This window comes from Streptomyces sp. NPDC030222 (genome assembly GCF_055573115.1).
In genome coordinates this window covers 1-16,380 of record NZ_JBVICA010000029.1, presented here as the reverse complement: position 1 = coordinate 16,380, position 16,380 = coordinate 1, and the positions used below count along the sequence as shown (strand labels likewise).

The window sequence follows — 16,380 nt, the reverse complement described above, 5'->3', positions numbered from 1 at the left end:
CAGCGGAGGCGGGCCGCGCCCGGGGGAGGCTTCGAGGCACACCATCCCGTACACACGTACGCAATGTGAGGAGATGCGCTGTATGCGCGTCATCGGCTCTCCCAACACCGCACATCCCATTGCCACCACGCACCCGACCGTCCCCACTCACCCCACCGAGACCGCACACCCGACCGCCACGACGCACCCGGCGGAGGCGGCACACCCGGCCGAAGCCGCCCACCCGATCACCCTGAACGACGGCACCGCGACCCGGACCCGGGAGGCGACGCCCGCCGACCTGCAGCCGATCCAGGAGCTGCACCGCCGCTGTTCGCCGATCACCCGTGCCATGCGCTACCACGCGGGGAAGCCCCAACTGTCCGCGGCCGGATGGCGGTTGCTGTCCGACCCGGAGCGCGGCACCACGCTGGTCACGACCACCGAGCAGTGCCAGGACCGAATCATCGCCATGACCAACGTCATGCGCACCGACCGGCAGGGGGTCGGGGAGCTCGCCGTGCTGGTCGAGGACGCCTGGCAGTCGAAGGGCCTGGGCACGGCGCTGGCGGAGCACGCGGCCCGGGTGGCACTGCGGGCCGGCCACCACACGCTGGCCGTGGCGGTCGCCGCCGTGAACACGCCGATGCTGCACGTCCTGGAGAACCTGGACGCCCCGCCCGCCCGCGCCGCGGGCCCGGTCCTCGACATCCGGATACCGCTCGGACCGTGACCGCCACGCCAGTCCGGACCCTGGCATGAACCTCTGAACGGTGGTTCACTTGTTGCCATGGCCTACCGCAAGACGCCCGCCGTGAAGGACCGCCTGGCGGCCGCCAGGGAGCTCCTGGTGGAACGGGCGGCCGACGTGATCGCCGACGTGGGCTGGGCGAATGCCTCCGTCACGGCCGTCGCCGCCGCGGCCGGCATGTCGGTCGGGTCGGTCTACCAGCACTTCCCCTCCAAGGGAGCACTGGCCGTCGAGGTCTTCCGCCGGGCATCGGGGCGGGAGGTCGAGGTGCTGGGACGGGTACTCAGGGACGGCAGCGGTGACCCGGTCGAGCGGCTGGCGCTGGGGGTCGGCGTGTTCGCCCGCCGCGCCATGGAGAACCGCGGACTGGCCTACGCGCTCCTCGCCGCCCCGGCCGAACCGGCGGTGGGCGAGGAGCGGCTGGGCTTCAGACGCCGGTACCGCGAGGTGTTCGCGGAGGTGATCCGCGAGGGCATCGACGCCGGACTGCTCCCCGCCCAGGACCCGGAGGTGACCGCCGCCGCGCTGACCGGGGCGATCGGCGAGGTGCTGGTGGACCCGCTGTCCCTGCCCGAGGAGGGCGCCGCGGCCGGCCGTCTGGTCGACGAACTGGTGGCGATGTCCCTGCGCTGCGCGGGCGCCCCGCCCGCGGCGCACCATTCCCCTACGACTCCCGAGGACCGCCGATGACCACCACAGAGCCCGCCGCCGAGGACACCGCGCCGCGCAGCAATCCGACCGCCCGCACGCACGAGGTGACCAACCAGGCCCCACCCCTGGTGGGCCATGACGTCGCCGACGACGCCGTACTGCTGGAGGGCGTCCGGCGCGAGGGTGCCGAGTGGTACGCCGACGACCTGCACCGGCTGGGCCGGCTCGCAGGCTCGGAGGAGGTCCAGCGCTGGGCCGAGGAGGCCAACCGCTGCGAGCCGGTGCTGCGCACGCACGACCGCTACGGCAACCGGATCGACGAGGTGGACTTCCATCCGTCGTACCACGCGTTGATGGACGTGGCGATCCGCGAGGGCCTCGGCGGGGCGCCGTGGGCCGACGACCGGCCGGGAGCACATGTGGCCCGCGCGGCCGGGTTCATGGTGTGGAGCTCTGCGGAACAGGGCCACGGCTGCCCCGTGTCGATGACTTACGCGGTCGTCCCCGCCCTGCGGTCCGCGAAGGAACTCGCCGCGATGTACGAGCCGTTGCTCACCAGCCGGGTGTACGACCCCGGTCTGCGCACGCCCGCCGGGAAGCTCGGACTGCTCGCGGGCATGGGCATGACGGAGAAGCAGGGCGGCACCGATGTACGCGCCAACACGACCACCGCCGCCGAGCAGCCGGACGGCACCTGGCGGCTGCGCGGGCACAAGTGGTTCACCAGCGCCCCCATGAACGACCTGTTCCTGGTGCTGGCGCAGGCCCCCGGGGGACTTTCCTGCTTCCTGCTGCCCCGGGTGCTCCCGGACGGCAGCCGTAACACCTTCCGTATCCAACGGCTCAAGGAGAAGCTCGGCAACCGCAGCAACGCCAGCAGCGAGCCCGAGTTCGACGACACCGTCGCCTGGCTGGTCGGCCCCGAGGGGCACGGGGTGCGGACCATCATCGACATGGTCACGATGACCCGGCTCGACTGCATCCTCGGCTCCGCGTCGGGAATCCGCACCGCGCTGGCGCAGGCGGCGCACCACGTCCGCCACCGGTCGGTGTTCGGCGCCAAGCTGATCGACCAGCCGCTGATGCGGAACGTCGTCGCCGATCTGGGTCTCGAGTCCGAGGCGGCGACCACCCTCGCCCTCCGGGTCGCCGGCGCGGTCGACCGGGCGCAGCGCGGCGACGCCGGCGAGCGGGCGTTCCTGCGGCTGGCCACGGCGGTCGGCAAGTACTGGGTCTGCAAGCGGCAGCCCGCGGCGGTCGCCGAGGCTCTGGAGTGTCTCGGCGGCAACGGCTACGACGAGGCCTCCGGCATGCCCCGTCTCTACCGCGAGGCTCCGCTCAACGGCATCTGGGAGGGTTCGGGCAACGTCAACGCGCTCGACGTGCTGCGCGCACTGACCCGTGAACCCGAGTCGCTGGAGGCCTTCCGCGCCGAGGTCGAGGCCGCGGCGGGGGCGGACGCCCGGCTGGACGACGCCTGGCGTGGACTGCGCGCCGAGCTCGTCCTCACCGAGGACGCACAGCTGCGCGCCCGCCGGCTGGTCGAGCGCATGGCCCTGGTGCTCCAGGGGTCCCTGCTCGTACGGCACGCCCCGGCCGCGGTGGCCGACGCCTTCTGCGCCTCCCGCCTTTCCGGCGACCGCGGACTCGCCTTCGGCACGCTGCCGGCCGGGATCGACCTCGCGGCGGTCATCGATCGCGTGCCCGGCGCCACGGGCTGACGCCGGCTGTCGGTGGGTGCGGGGGTCCGTGCCCACCGACGGGACGGATGGTCGGATCGTCAGGCGCACCACCGGCGTCCCGTGAGACGGGGTCCGGCGTCCACGGACGCACGCCGCGCCCGCACCGCGTCCGTGCACAACTCCCGTGTGAGGTCCGCCTCGCCGACTGCCGGGTCCACCCGAGGGCCCGCCCCGGCCGCTCGCAGGCGGCGGGCCTGCGCCTGTTCCCGGAGGGACCGGAGAGGCAGCGCGCGTGCCCGCGACGGCCGGCGCCCTACTCGGTGCGTGCCCCGCCCGCCCCCTCCGAACCGAAGGCCTCCAGGAGGCGTTCCGCAGCGAGGGTGGGGGTCAGCTCGCCGTTGCGGACCTGTTGTTCCAGGGCGGGGGCGAGCGCTCGTATCGACGGGTGGGCGCGGAGGCGGCCGAGGAGTTCGTCGTGGACCATGGTCCAGGTCCAGTCGACCTGCTGGTCGCGGCGCTTGGCGGTGAGGCGGCCGCCCGCGTCCAGCAGTGCGCGGTGCTGTTCGAGGCGGTCCCAGACGGTGTCCAGGCCGGTGGACTCGCGGGCGCTGCAGCTGAGGACGGGCGGGGTCCAGGCCGCGTCCGCGGGGTGCATCAGGCGCAGGGCGCCGGAGAGTTCGCGGGCGGCGGCGCGGGCGTCGCGCTCGTGGGGGCCGTCGGCCTTGTTCACGGCGATGACGTCGGCCAGCTCCAGGACCCCCTTCTTGATGCCCTGGAGCTGGTCGCCGGTGCGGGCGAGGGTGAGCAGGAGGAAGGAGTCCACCATGTTGGCGACGGCCGTCTCCGACTGGCCGACGCCGACGGTCTCCACCAGCACCACGTCGTAGCCCGCCGCCTCCATCACGACCATGGACTCGCGGGTGGCCTTGGCCACCCCGCCCAGGGTCCCCGCGCTGGGTGACGGCCGCACGAAGGCCGCCGGGTCGACGGCCAGCCGTTCCATACGGGTCTTGTCGCCGAGGATGGATCCCCCGGTGCGGGTCGAGGAGGGGTCGACGGCCAGCACGGCCACCCGGTGGCCGAGGCCGGTGAGCAGGATGCCGAAGGCGTCGATGAACGTCGACTTGCCCACCCCGGGCACCCCGCTGATACCGATCCGCCGCGCCTTGCCGGTGTGCGGCAGCAGCTCGGTCAGCAACTGCTGAGCGAGCACACGGTGGTCGGGGCGGGTGGACTCGACGAGGGTGATCGCACGGGCGACGAACGCCCGTTTCCCGTCGAGCACACCTTTCACATAGCTGTCGAGGTCGATGGCCACGGGCGGCTACAGCTCGTCGTGGCCCAGCGCCGCGCCGAGCCGGGTCACCAGGTCGTGGGCGGCGTCCGGGATCACCGTGCCGGGCGGGAAGACCGCGGCCGCTCCCATCTCCAGGAGGGTCGGGACGTCCTGCGGCGGGATCACACCGCCGACGACGATCATGATGTCCTCCCGGCCCTCGGCGGCCAGCTCCTCGCGCAGCGCCGGTACGAGGGTCAGGTGACCGGCGGCCAGCGAGGACACGCCGACGATGTGGACGTCCGCCTCGACGGCCTGGCGGGCCACCTCGGCCGGGGTCTGGAACAGCGGGCCGACGTCCACGTCGAAGCCGAGGTCGGCGAAGGCGGTGGCGATCACCTTCTGGCCGCGGTCGTGGCCGTCCTGGCCCATCTTGGCCACGAGGATGCGCGGACGGCGGCCCTCCGCCTCCTCGAAGCGGTCGACCAGGGCACGCGTGCGGTCCACGGAAGGGGACTCCCCTGCCTCGTTGCGGTACACGCCGGAGATCGTACGGATCTGGCTCGCGTGCCGCCCGTAGACCTTCTCCAGGGCGTCGGAGATCTCGCCGACCGTGGCCTTCGCCCGGGCAGCGTTCACCGCCAGTGCCAGGAGGTTGCTCTCCAGGCCGGGGCCGGAGTCCCGGCCGGCGGCCTCGGTCAGGGCGCGCAGCGCGTCCTGGCAGGCCGTCTCGTCGCGCTCCTCGCGCAGCCGCCGTAGCTTGGCGATCTGCTGGGCGCGCACGGAGGAGTTGTCGACCTTGAGGACGTCGATCTGCTCGTCGTTCTCCACGCGGTACTTGTTGACGCCGATGACCGGCTGGCGTCCGGAGTCGATGCGGGCCTGGGTGCGGGCGGCCGCCTCCTCCACACGCAGCTTGGGGATGCCCGCGTCGATGGCCTGCGCCATGCCGCCGGCCGCCTCGACCTCCTGGATGTGCTGCCAGGCACGCCGGGCCAGGTCGTACGTGAGCTTCTCGACGTACGCGCTGCCGCCCCACGGGTCGATGACGCGGCAGGTGCCCGACTCCTGCTGGAGCAGCAGCTGGGTGTTGCGGGCGATGCGGGCCGAGAAATCGGTCGGCAGGGCCAGCGCCTCGTCGAGGGCGTTGGTGTGCAGGGACTGGGTGTGGCCCTGGGTCGCGGCCATGGCCTCGACGCAGGTGCGGGTGACGTTGTTGAACACGTCCTGGGCGGTGAGGGACCATCCCGAGGTCTGCGAATGGGTGCGCAGCGACAGCGACTTGGCGTTCTTCGGGTCGAACTGCTTGACCAGCCTGGCCCACAGCAGCCGCGCGGCGCGCAGCTTGGCGATCTCCATGAAGAAGTTCATGCCGATCGCCCAGAAGAACGACAGCCGGGGCGCGAACGCGTCCACGTCGAGTCCGGCGTCCCGCCCGGCACGCAGGTACTCCACACCGTCGGCGAGCGTGTACGCCAGCTCCAGGTCGGCCGTCGCGCCCGCTTCCTGGATGTGGTAGCCGGAGATGGAGATGGAGTTGTAGCGCGGCATCTTCTGAGAGGTGTACGCGAAGATGTCCGAGATGATCCGCATGGAGGGCCGGGGCGGATAGATGTAGGTGTTGCGGACCATGAACTCCTTGAGGATGTCGTTCTGGATGGTCCCGGCCAGCTTCTCGGGCGGTACGCCCTGCTCCTCGGCCGCCACGATGTACAGCGCGAGAACGGGCAGCACGGCACCGTTCATCGTCATCGACACGGTCATCCTGTCGAGCGGGATGCCGTCGAAGAGCTGCCGCATGTCGTAGATGGAGTCGATGGCGACGCCCGCCATGCCGACGTCACCGGTGACACGCGGGTGGTCGCTGTCGTAGCCGCGGTGCGTGGGCAGGTCGAAGGCGACCGACAGGCCCTTCTGGCCGGCGGCGAGGTTGCGCCGGTAGAAGGCGTTGGACTCCTCGGCGGTGGAGAAACCGGCGTACTGGCGGATGGTCCACGGCTGGTTGACGTACATCGTCGGGTAGGGGCCGCGCAGATACGGCGCGACACCGGGGTACGTGCCGAGGAAGTCGAGACCCTCCAGGTCGCGGCCGGTGTACAGGGGTTTGACGGAGATGCCCTCGGGGGTCTCCCAGGCGAGGTCGGCCGCGGCGCTTCCGGTGGCCTCCTTCACGGCAGCGCACCACTGCTCCTCGGTGGCCTCGGCGGGCGCGCCGGATCCCAGGGGGATCTGCGAGAAGTCGGGAATCTGCATCACGCCGCCACTCCCATGCGGTCGAGGATGGAGGACAGGACGGCCACGGCGTCGCAGCCCGCGAAGACGTACTCGTCGACCCCGGCGTGCTCGGCGGGCCGGCCGGCGAGGAACACCCGCCCCGCACCTGCCGACTTGAGGGCCGCGACGACCTCGGCCGCCTGCTCCTCGTAGAGGGTGTCGCTGGAGCACAGGCAGGCGAAGCCGGCGCCGCTGCGGGCGAACGCCTCCGCGGTGGTCGCGGCGTCGACCGTCACCGGGTCGTGGACCGGTTCGATGCCGCCGGCCTGGAACAGGTTCGAGGCGAAGGCGACGCGGGCGGTGTGCGCGGAGGCCGGGCCGAGCGCGGCGAGGAAGATCCTCGGCCGGGCGCCGGTGGCGGCCAGATGGGCGTCGGAACGGGCGCGCAGTGCCTCGTAGTCCTCGTCGCGGCGGACCCGCGGCAGGCCGCCCTCGCCCCGCGGGACCGTGACGGCGGGCTCGCGCTCGACGGGCTTCTCCGCGAGGTGCGGGAATTCGCTGACGCCGGTGACGGGTTCGCGGCGGCGGGCGAGCTTCTGCTTGCGTGCCGCCCAGGTGGCGGTCAGCCGGTCGCCGACCAGGCCGGAGCCCAGGGCCGCCTGCTGGCCTCCGGCCGCTTCCAGTTCCTGGAAGAACGCCCAGGCGGCGTGGGCGAGTTCGTCGGTGAGCCGCTCCACGTACCAGGAGCCGCCCGCGGGGTCGGCGACCCTGCCGAGGTGCGACTCCTCCAGCAGGATGGAGGAGGTGTTCCGGGCGATCCGGCGGGCGAACGCGTCGGACAGGCCCAGCTCGTGGTCGAACGGGAGGACGGTCACGGCGTCGGCCCCGCCGACTCCCGCGCCGAGGGTGGCGATCGTGGCGCGCAGCATGTTCACGTACGGATCGCGGCGGGTCATCATCACGGGCGAGGTCACCGCGTGCTGGCGCTGCGCGCCCGCGCCCCCGCTGCCGGCTCCGGACACCTCGGCGACCCGCGCCCACAGGCGGCGCGCCGCGCGGAGCTTGGCGATGGTCAGGAACTGGTCGGCGGTCGCCGCGTAGCGGAACTCCAGCTGCCGGCAGGCCGCTTCGACCGGGAGTCCGGCGAGGGTCAGCTGCCGCAGGTAGGCGACACCGGTCGCCAGGGAGCAGCCCAGCTCCTGGGCGGCGGAGGCACCGGCCTCGTGGTACGGAAGGGCGTCCACGGTCAGGGCCCGCAGTCCCGGGTACTCCTCGTGGCAGCGGCGGGCCAGTGCGACCGCGGTCTCCGCGTCGCCGGGTCCGCCGGTGCGGGCGGTGTGTCCCAGCGGGTCGGCGCCGAGGTTGCCGCGGACGGCGTCGCGGGGCACGCCCCGCTCCTCGTGGATCCGCAGCAACGCGTCCGCCGCGGCGGTGGTTTCGGGGCCCGCGTCGAGGACGACGGGGGCGAGGTCGAGGTAGACACCGTCCAGCGCCCGGGCCAGTCCGGCCACCGGCACTCCGGCACCGCCGACGGTCAGCCACACCGAGGTGACGCCGTTCTCCAGGTCGGTGAGTACCGCCTCGTTGACGCGTGCGGGCTCGGGACGCTCGTGCTTCTGGCGGACGTCCCAGCCTCCGACCGGCCTGGCGCCGCGCACGAAGGGCGGGAAGCCGGGGTATCCGGTGCCGGGGGCGGCGTCCTGCGCGGTGTAGAGGGGACGGGCGACGAGGCCGTCCTCCAGGGCCGTCGCGAGAGTCTCCTCGGCGGCCTCGCCGGACACGTCCTTGCCCGACTTGCTCAGCACGCCGGCCACGAGGCGCTGCCACTGGTCGTGATCGGCAGCCGGGAATTCGGCAGCGAGCGAGAGCCCGTCATCTGGCAGAACTGTCATGCTCGGATGCTAGGACAGCCGTGCGGATGAGCAGCAGAGCCTACGGATGTGACCTTGCCCATCATCAGGTGAAACACGTCTCAGTACACATCACGGACGTACCGTTTGTCCGCGGTGAGCTGTTTGACGTACTGGGTCGCGGCCTCCTCGTCGAGGCCGCCGTGGGCGACGGCGACGTCGCGCAGTGCGCGGTCGACGTCCTTCGCCATCCGGGAGGCTTCACCGCAGACGTAGAAGTGTGCGCCGTCCTGGAGCCAGGACCACAGCTGCGGGCCGTGCTCCCGTATGCGGTCCTGGACGTAGACCTTGGCGCGCTGGTCGCGGGAGAAGGCGGTGTCGAGCCGGGTGAGGGTGCCGTCCGCCCGGAAGGCGGTCAGCTCGTCCTCGTAGTAGAAGTCGGTGGCGCGGTGCTGTTCGCCGAAGAACAGCCAGTTGGGGGCGCGGTGGCCGCGGGCCCGGCGCTCCTCCAGGAAGCCGGTGAACGGGGCCACGCCGGTGCCGGGGCCGACCATCACCATCGGGGTGGCGGGATCGGCCGGCGGCCGGAAGTGCGGGGAGCGCTGCACGAAGACGGGCACCGGCGCGCCGGGGTCCGCGTCCGCCAGGAACGGCGAGCACACTCCCTGACGGGGGCGGCCGTGGCGGTTCTCGTACCGGACGACGGAGACCGTGAGCGACACCTGGTGGGGGTCGGTCAGCGGACTGGAGGATATGGAGTAGAGACGGGGCCGCAGGCGCCCCAGGACGTCCGCCCATTCCTGCGGCGTGGCGCGGACGGGATGCTCGGCGATGACGTCGACGGCCTGGCGGCCCCAGGACCACTGGGCGAGCTCGCCCTTGTTGTCCGGGCGCAGCAGCTTCTTCAGGACGCGGTCGCCGGTGCGCTCGGTGATGAAGCCCAGCAGGGCCGGGGAGACCCTGGTGATGTCGAGGTGCCGGTGCAGTGCCTCGCCGAGCGGCAGCTCACCGAGGTCCGCGAGGTGCACGGGGGCGGCGGCGTCGAGTCCGGTGACGGCCAGCCATTCGGTCACCAGGGCCGGCAGGTTGACCGGATGCACCCCGAGGGCGTCACCGGCTTCGTAGCCGAGCGGGGTCGCGCTGTCGCGGGTGTCGAAGGTGAACCGGCGGACCTCCTTCTGCGCACCGGGGAGGCTGAGTAGGCGGTTCCCGGCCAGTCGGGCGGTGACAGGGGCGGGCCTGGGGCTCCGCACTGGGGCGGGGACGGGAGCGGGGAGGGGGGCCGGTGACCATACGGATGCGCCCTCCGGGTGGTCGGTGAGACGGCTCAGCACGTGGTCGAGCCAGGCGTCGGCGGAGGACTCGTAGTCCGGCTCGCAGTCGGCGCGCGGGGCCAGCCGGACGGCTCCCAGTTCGTCGAGGCGCTGGTCGAGGCGCCGGCCGTGGCCGCAGAAGTCGTCGTACGAGGAGTCGCCGAAGGCGAGGACGGCGTAGCGCCTGCCGTCGAGGCGGGGGACGTCGGGCGCGGACAGGGCGTCCCAGAAGCCGGAGCCGTTGTCGGGGGCGTCCCCGTCGCCGAAGGTGCTGGTGATCAGGATCAGGTCTGCGGTGCCGGGGAGGGCCCGGGGGTCGGTGTCGTCCATGCCGACGAGTGCGGCCCGGTGCCCGGCGGCGCTGAGCCGGTCGGCGGCGGCCGTGGCGAACTCCTCGGCGTTGCCGGTCTGCGACGCCCACAGCACCACCACCTCGCGGCCGGCCGCCGGGCCGGCGGGTTCGGCCGTGGTCTGCGGGGCCCGCGAGTACATCCCGGCGAGGACGCCGTTCACCCAGCGGGCGTGCTCCGGGCTGAAAGGTGCCCCGGGAGGGAGGACCGGGACACCGGGTGCGCCGGATTCCAGGCCGGCCAGGAACCCGACCAGGTACTGGCGTTCGTGCTCGGCGAGCACGGGCGGCGGTGTGCTCTCCAGGCCGAACACCTCCGCCGCCGGACCGGGCACGGCCGTGGCCGGGACGGCCGGTCCGGGCAGGACGGCGGTCGGCGTGACCACGGCCGGCGCCGTGGCGTCGGCGGCGGGGTGCGGCACGGTCGGCTCACCGGTGGACGGGGACCCGGTGGCCCCGGAAACCGGTGCCGCGTCGGCCCGGGCCGGGGACATCGCGGCGGGCGTGGCGACCCTCGCCAGCGACACCGCGCACACCTTGAACCCGGGCTGGAAGGAGATGGGATCCACGGCGTCACTGGTCACGGCGTTGACGCTCAGGTACTCGCCGAAGAGGTCGTTCCAGTGGAACGGCGCGAAGCAGCAGCCCGGGCGGACCCGGTCGGTGACGACGGCGGGCAGCACGGCCCGGCCCCGCCGTGAGGCGACCTCCACCGAGTCGCCCTCCGCGATGCCGAGCCGGGTGGCGTCCTCGGGATGGAGCTCCACGAACGGCGCCGGGTCGAGCTTGTTGAGCTTGGCGACCTTCCCCGTCTTGGTGAGGGTGTGCCACTGGTGCTGGAGGCGCCCGGTGTTGAGGACGAACGGGTAGTCGTCGTCGGGCATCTCGGCGGCGGGGATGTGCGGGCGGGCGAAGAACACGGCGCGTCCGCTCGCCGTGGGGAAGACCGGGCCGCCGTCCTCGGTCAGGTACCGGATGGGGTTCCGGTGCGGCCCGTCGGCGGTCGGGGCCGGCCACTGCACGGGGGTGTCGCGCAGCCGTTCGTAGGCCACGCCCCGGAGGTCGTAGCCGGTCGCCGGGTTCGCGGCACGCTTGATCTCCTCGAAGACCTCCTCGGCGTCGGCGTAGGAGAAGGCGTCCGCGTAGCCCATGTCGCAGGCGACGCGGGCGATGATCCGCCAGTCCGCGAGCGCCTCGCCCGGCGGGTCCGCCGCGGCCTGCGCGAGGGTGAGGTTGCGCTCGCTGTTGATCAGCACGCCCTCGGTCTCGGTCCACAGCGCGGCGGGCAGGACGACGTCGGCGTAGGCGTTGGTCTCGGTGTCGGTGAAGACGTCCTGCGCGATGACGAGCTCGGCCGCCTCCAGCGCCTCGATCACGGTCCTGCGGTTGGCCACCGAGGCGACGGGATTGGTGCAGATGATCCAGCAGGCCTTGATCCCGCCGTCGGCCATGCGCCGGAACATGTCGACGGTGCCCCTGCCGGAGCCGTCCTCGCGGATGGTGCCGGGCTCCACCCCCCACAGTTCCTCGGTGAAGGCGCGGTCCTCGGCCACCAGCACCGACCGCTGGCCGGGCAGCCCGGGACCCATGTAACCCATCTCGCGGCCGCCCATGGCGTTGGGCTGGCCGGTGAGGGAGAACGGGCCGCTGCCCGGGCGGCATATCGCACCCGTGGCCAGATGCAGGTTGATCAGCGCGTTGGTGTTCCAGGTGCCGTGCGTGGACTGGTTGAGGCCCATGGTCCAGCAGCTCGTCCACTCCCCTGCCGCACCGATCCACTCCGCGACCGTGCGGATGTCCTCCTGGGGGATGCCGGTGACGGCCGAGACCGCGGCGGGCGGGTAGTCCGCCAGGAAGCCGGTCATCTCCTCCCAGCCCTCGGTGTGCTCCTCGATGAAGCGGCTGTCGGTGTGCCCGTTCTCCACGAGGAGGTGCAGCAGCCCGTTGAGCAGCGCCAGGTCGGTGCCCGGCGCGATCTGCAGGAAGAGGTCGGCCTTGGCGGCGGTGGCGCTGCGCCGCGGGTCCACGACGATCAGTTTGGCGCCCGCCTTCACCCGTTCCATGAGCCGGAGGAAGAGGATCGGGTGGCAGTCGGCCATGTTGGAGCCGATGACGAGGAAGACGTCGGCCTTGTCGAAGTCCTCGTACGACCCGGGCGGCCCGTCGGCACCGAGGGAGAGCTTGTAGCCGGCGCCTGCGCTGGCCATGCACAGTCGCGAGTTGGACTCGATCTGGTTGGTGCGGAGGAACCCCTTGGCCAGCTTGTTGGCCAGGTACTGGGCCTCCAGGCTCATCTGTCCCGACACATAGAGGGCGACGGCGTCCGGTCCGTGCTCGTCGACGATCGCCCGCAGCCTGCGGGCCGTGGTCCTGATCGCCTCGTCCACGGGGGTCGGCTCGGCCCCTGCCCCCCGCTCGGGCCGGACGAGAGCGGTGGTCAGCCGCCCGGGCGCGGCGAGCATGTCGGCCGTGGTCGCGCCCTTGGTGCACAGCCGGCCGAAGTTCGCGGGGTGCGCCTTGTCGCCCGTCGCCTTGAGGACCTTGCGGCGGCCGTCGGGACCCGCTGCGACGTCCAGGACCATCCCGCAGCCCACACCGCAGTACGAGCAGACGGTCCGCACCCGGGCGGTGTCGGTCCGAGGATCCTGTGGGGTCACCGGCCGGCCTTTCGATGGTTCGAGTCGTGGCCCCGACGGTACGAAATGCCCGTTACACCTGTGTCACCTCGGACGATCATGCGTAGTTACGACCGTCACACAGTCCGGTAGGCGGCGGTGTGAGCCGCCCCGGGGACAGCCGTCGGCACGGGGACGGGCCGCGTGCGCCGCTCGCGGTCGCCGGCCCGGAGAGGCGGCGATGGCGACGGCTTTCGGAGACCGGCCGATCACGGATGGTGAAGGGACGGCAACGGCGCCCTCGGACACAGGAAGGGCGGCTCCGGACGGAGGGACGGCGGCTTCGGGCGAAAGAAGGGGAGCCGAGACCGCCGCCCAGACCCGGTGCGCGAAGACCCGGCAGTACGGAAGACGGCGCGGCACCGAGCGCACCGAATCCCCCCGGATCGAACTCTTGACTTCCATCAAATCGGGAGGAAACTGGTCATTACACCAGACAACCAGAGAGAGCCGCACCGACGGCGGAGACGTCCACCGGATCGAGTGACCCCCTTCTCGGCTCTGGCCAGGCCCCCGGCAGCCCCCTCCGCGCCGGAACAGTCGGCGACGACCGGCGCTCCAGGCACGAAGACACGGACTACCGGGGACTGTTTTTGCCCGCGCAGCCCCGCAATGCCGACCCGGCCCCGCCCCTCCCCCGCTCGGCGCGGTCGGGTCGGCCACCTCGCGCGGTCAGGCCGCGACGCGGTCAGGCCGCGAAGAAGCGGACGGTGGGGTCCGGGCGGCTCTCCGGGGCGCTTCCCGGGGCGAGGGCGAGATCGAGTGCCGGGTCGGCGGAGAGGACCGCTTGGTGCAGCCGCCGGAGCCGGGCAGAGGGTTCCACGCCTAGCTCCTCGGTGAGCTCGGTCCGCAGCGCCAGGTAGACGTCCAGCGCCTGGGCCCGTCGGCCGCAACGGTGGAGGGCGATCATCGCGAGCGCGTGCAGCCCCTCGTGCAGCGGGTGCCGGGCGACGAGCCCGGTCAGTTCGGTGAGCAGCGACGCGTGACGGCCCGATCGCAGGTCGGCGTCGATCCTCAGCTCCAGCGTGCCGAGCCGGCTCTCCTCCAGACGCCTCGTCTCGGTCGCGAGGAGGGGCCCGACGCGCAGGTCCATGACCGCCGGTCCGCGCCACAGGCCGAGTGCCTGCCGCAGCAGGCCGGACGCCCGTTCGTGGTGCCCGGCGTCGAAGGCGCTCCGTCCCTGGGCAGCCACGTTCTCGTACGTCCGGACATCCGTGGTGCCCTCGGGGATCCGCAGCACATACCCGCCCTGCCGGTCGGCCAGGACGTCCTCCGCCGTGACCTCGGCTCCGGGGCCGAGGGCGGCATCGATCCGCTGGCGCACCTCCCGGACGTGGGTCCGGAGGGCGGGGAGGGCACCAGGGGGCAGATCGGCGCCCCAGAGCTCCTCCATCAGTGCCGTGACGGGCGTGATCCGGTTCGGGCGGAGCGCCAACAGCGCGAGGACCCGTCGCGGCTCGTCCCCCGCGGGAACGATCGTTGCTCCGCGGATCTCGGCGCTCAGTGGTCCCAGTACCTTGATCTCCACGGCAAGTCCTCCTCCATGCATCGGTCGTGCGTCTCGCGGTGAGACGTTGTCATTTGCCGGGCTCCTCCGGCCAGTCCGGACGTCTTCAAGTGGCCGTGAATGTGCGCACCCTCAGCCTGAGAGAACGTCATGTCGGCTGCACGGCCCCCGGCACGGACGGCGCCCGCCGGCCGGGCCGTCTCCGGGCCGGCGCCGGACCGAAGGCGCGGCATCCGGAGGCCGCCGGTCCGCCGGCCTGTCGGCTCACGGGGCCGGAACAATGGCCGGCAGTGTTCCCTCCCGCCGGGCCGTCCCCCCACCCCAGCCGTGCTCCGTGCCGACCGCGCTCCTCCCCGACCGTGCTCCGTACGGGCTGGAAGCCGGCCCCCGGCCCACGCGCCCGGCCGGGGCAGGACCGGGGGCCGGCTCGTCGTCAGCCCACGCGTTCGATGCGCGCGTTGCGGATTAGGTTCTTGCCCGGCTCACGCACCTGCTCGTACGCGGCGTTGTTCAACAGGGCGCAACTGCCCGACGGCCCGTTCACCGTCACCGTCGTCGACTTGCCGTTGTCCAGATTCGTGACCCTCAGCTTCGTACCGACCGGGAACTGCCCGCTGGACACGGCCGGCGCCCCCGCCTCGTTCGCGAAGGTCACCGTGGAACCCGCGCAGACCACCTGACCGGATGCGGCTGCTCCGCCGGCGTTCTGCCCGCCCCCCTGCGGAGGCTGCGGCTTCTGAGGCTTCTGCGGCTTGGCCGCCCCCGACGGGAGGCCTGATACGCGTTCGATGCGCGCGTTGCGGATGAGGTTCTTGCCCGGCTCACGCACCTGCTCGTACGCGGCGTTGTTCAACAGGGCGCAACTGCCCGACGGCCCGTTCACCGTCACCGTCGTCGACTTGCCGTTGTCCAGATTCGTGACCCTCAGCTTCGTACCGACCGGGAACTGCCCGCTGGACACGGCCGGCGCCCCCGCCTCGTTCGCGAAGGTCACCGTGGAACCGGGACAGACGATCTCCGCGGCCTGACTCGTTCCGACGGTGACGGCGATCCCGCCCCCGCCGAGAGCCAGAGCACTGACGAGAAGCGTGATCTTCTTACTCGTACTCATCCTGAGCTTGCGCGACACCTGAGCTCCTTCAGCCGGACTGTTCGTAACCGCTCTTACGCACCGGAGAAATGAATTGCTCAGGCCTTCCAGAAATTTCTCTCCAAGGACGCCCGGTTGGCCTTCCCGGCAGTCTCGAACCCTGCCTGGCGGCACTCCCGTCCCTGGTAGGGGCCATCCTTAAAGAAGTCTCAAGTGGCGCTTAACGGCGCCTCATTTCCTCGGAACCGGCCTCCACACCCGCTAGGCTCACACGGAAACGCAATCCCTCCACGCATTCCGCAGCGGCTTCCCCGGTCGCCTATTTCACGACAGTTCCGCCACCCCGATCGCGCGCCTTTGAATGCGCCGGAATTCCGCGGACGACGATCGCAAGAGGACCGCAGAGGGACGTAACGGGCACCGGCAGAGAACCTCCCGAGCGCGGCCGAGCCGGCCGGCCGTCCCTCTGACGGCCGAGCCGGGCACGGCACTTTTCAAGACTCGTTGTAGTGAACTACGAGGACGGGTGTGGACGATCGAACCCACCTGCCGACCACCGCGACCCCTAAGGAGCGCCGTGTCCCGTCGTCTGTTCACCTCGGAGTCCGTGACCGAGGGCCACCCCGACAAGATCGCCGACCGGATCAGCGACACGATCCTCGACGCCCTGCTCGCCCAGGACCCTTCCTCCCGCGTCGCCGTGGAGACGCTGATCACCACCGGCCAGGTCCATGTCGCCGGCGAGGTCACCACCACCGCGTACGCCCCGATCCCCCAGCTCGTCCGCGAAGCGATCCTCGACATCGGCTACGACTCGTCGGTCAAGGGCTTCGACGGTGCGTCGTGCGGTGTGTCGGTGTCGGTCGGTGCGCAGTCGCCGGACATCGCGCAGGGCGTCGACACCGCGTACGAGAAGCGGGTCGAGGGTGACGAGGACGAGCTGGACAGGCAGGGTGCCGGCGACCAGGGTCTGATGTTCGGCTATGCGTCGGACGAGACGCCCGAGCTGATGCCGCTGCCGATCCATCTGGCGCACCGGCTGT

Annotated in this window: 10 protein-coding genes; 4 read left to right on the top strand and 6 right to left on the bottom strand. The window is 72.2% G+C overall.

What is annotated here, in order from left to right:
• Positions 1–82 precede the first annotated feature (82 nt).
• The 3 genes from ACZ4Z5_RS30320 to ACZ4Z5_RS30310 are packed head-to-tail and all read left to right on the top strand — an operon-like array spanning position 83 to position 3,102.
• Positions 83–712 carry a GNAT family N-acetyltransferase gene (locus ACZ4Z5_RS30320; RefSeq protein ID WP_468268812.1) on the top strand — a complete coding sequence of 210 codons (630 nt, stop codon included), beginning with the start codon at positions 83–85 and terminating at the stop codon, positions 710–712.
• 57 nt (positions 713–769) lie between these two features.
• Positions 770–1,420, top strand: coding sequence for a TetR family transcriptional regulator (locus tag ACZ4Z5_RS30315; protein WP_468268809.1), 651 nt, complete (start codon positions 770–772; stop codon positions 1,418–1,420).
• Positions 1,417–3,102, top strand: a complete 1,686-nt coding sequence (locus tag ACZ4Z5_RS30310; RefSeq protein WP_468268806.1) for an acyl-CoA dehydrogenase family protein — start codon at positions 1,417–1,419, stop codon at positions 3,100–3,102. Before ACZ4Z5_RS30315 ends, ACZ4Z5_RS30310 begins: the two co-directional genes overlap by 4 nt.
• 274 nt (positions 3,103–3,376) lie before the next feature.
• Here ACZ4Z5_RS30310 and meaB read toward each other — a convergent pair whose 3' ends face one another.
• From meaB to ACZ4Z5_RS30280, 6 genes are all read right to left on the bottom strand, one after another.
• Entirely contained in the window at positions 3,377–4,381 is a 1,005-nt protein-coding gene (gene meaB, locus ACZ4Z5_RS30305) for a methylmalonyl Co-A mutase-associated GTPase MeaB (protein ID WP_468268804.1), read from the bottom strand.
• Positions 4,382–4,387: 6 nt separating this feature from the next.
• On the bottom strand, positions 4,388–6,592 hold the full coding sequence (gene scpA / locus ACZ4Z5_RS30300; protein WP_468268987.1) for a methylmalonyl-CoA mutase: 2,205 nt from the start codon (positions 6,590–6,592) through the stop codon (positions 4,388–4,390).
• Complete coding sequence (locus tag ACZ4Z5_RS30295) at positions 6,592–8,445, bottom strand: methylmalonyl-CoA mutase family protein (RefSeq protein WP_468268801.1); 1,854 nt, start codon at positions 8,443–8,445, stop codon at positions 6,592–6,594. The genes scpA and ACZ4Z5_RS30295 overlap by 1 nt, the downstream gene beginning before the upstream one ends.
• 80 nt (positions 8,446–8,525) lie before the next feature.
• Positions 8,526–12,647: a molybdopterin-dependent oxidoreductase gene (locus ACZ4Z5_RS30290; protein ID WP_468268984.1), complete on the bottom strand. Its 4,122-nt coding sequence runs from the start codon at positions 12,645–12,647 to the stop codon at positions 8,526–8,528.
• 781 nt (positions 12,648–13,428) lie between these two features.
• Positions 13,429–14,268, bottom strand: a complete 840-nt coding sequence (locus ACZ4Z5_RS30285) for an AfsR/SARP family transcriptional regulator (protein ID WP_468268798.1) — start codon at positions 14,266–14,268, stop codon at positions 13,429–13,431.
• Positions 14,269–14,680: 412 nt separating this feature from the next.
• Positions 14,681–15,376, bottom strand: a complete 696-nt coding sequence (locus tag ACZ4Z5_RS30280) for an RlpA-like double-psi beta-barrel domain-containing protein (RefSeq protein ID WP_468268795.1) — start codon at positions 15,374–15,376, stop codon at positions 14,681–14,683.
• Positions 15,377–15,914: 538 nt separating this feature from the next.
• Between ACZ4Z5_RS30280 and ACZ4Z5_RS30275 the strand changes: the two genes are divergently transcribed.
• Positions 15,915–16,380 (top strand): S-adenosylmethionine synthetase N-terminal domain-containing protein (locus ACZ4Z5_RS30275; protein WP_468268792.1); only part of this gene is annotated, 466 nt, incomplete at its 3' end.

Excerpts from the sequence above, each read along its gene's own strand:
- ACZ4Z5_RS30295 (WP_468268801.1), bottom strand. The coding sequence starts at position 8,445 with ATGACAGTTCTGCCAGATGACGGGCTCTCGCTCGCTGCCGAATTCCCG.
- ACZ4Z5_RS30320 (WP_468268812.1), top strand. The coding sequence starts at position 83 with ATGCGCGTCATCGGCTCTCCCAACACCGCACATCCCATTGCCACCACG.
- ACZ4Z5_RS30310 (WP_468268806.1), top strand. The coding sequence starts at position 1,417 with ATGACCACCACAGAGCCCGCCGCCGAGGACACCGCGCCGCGCAGCAAT.
- scpA (WP_468268987.1), bottom strand. The coding sequence starts at position 6,592 with ATGCAGATTCCCGACTTCTCGCAGATCCCCCTGGGATCCGGCGCGCCC.
- ACZ4Z5_RS30290 (WP_468268984.1), bottom strand. The coding sequence starts at position 12,647 with ATGGTCCTGGACGTCGCAGCGGGTCCCGACGGCCGCCGCAAGGTCCTC.
- ACZ4Z5_RS30315 (WP_468268809.1), top strand. The coding sequence starts at position 770 with ATGGCCTACCGCAAGACGCCCGCCGTGAAGGACCGCCTGGCGGCCGCC.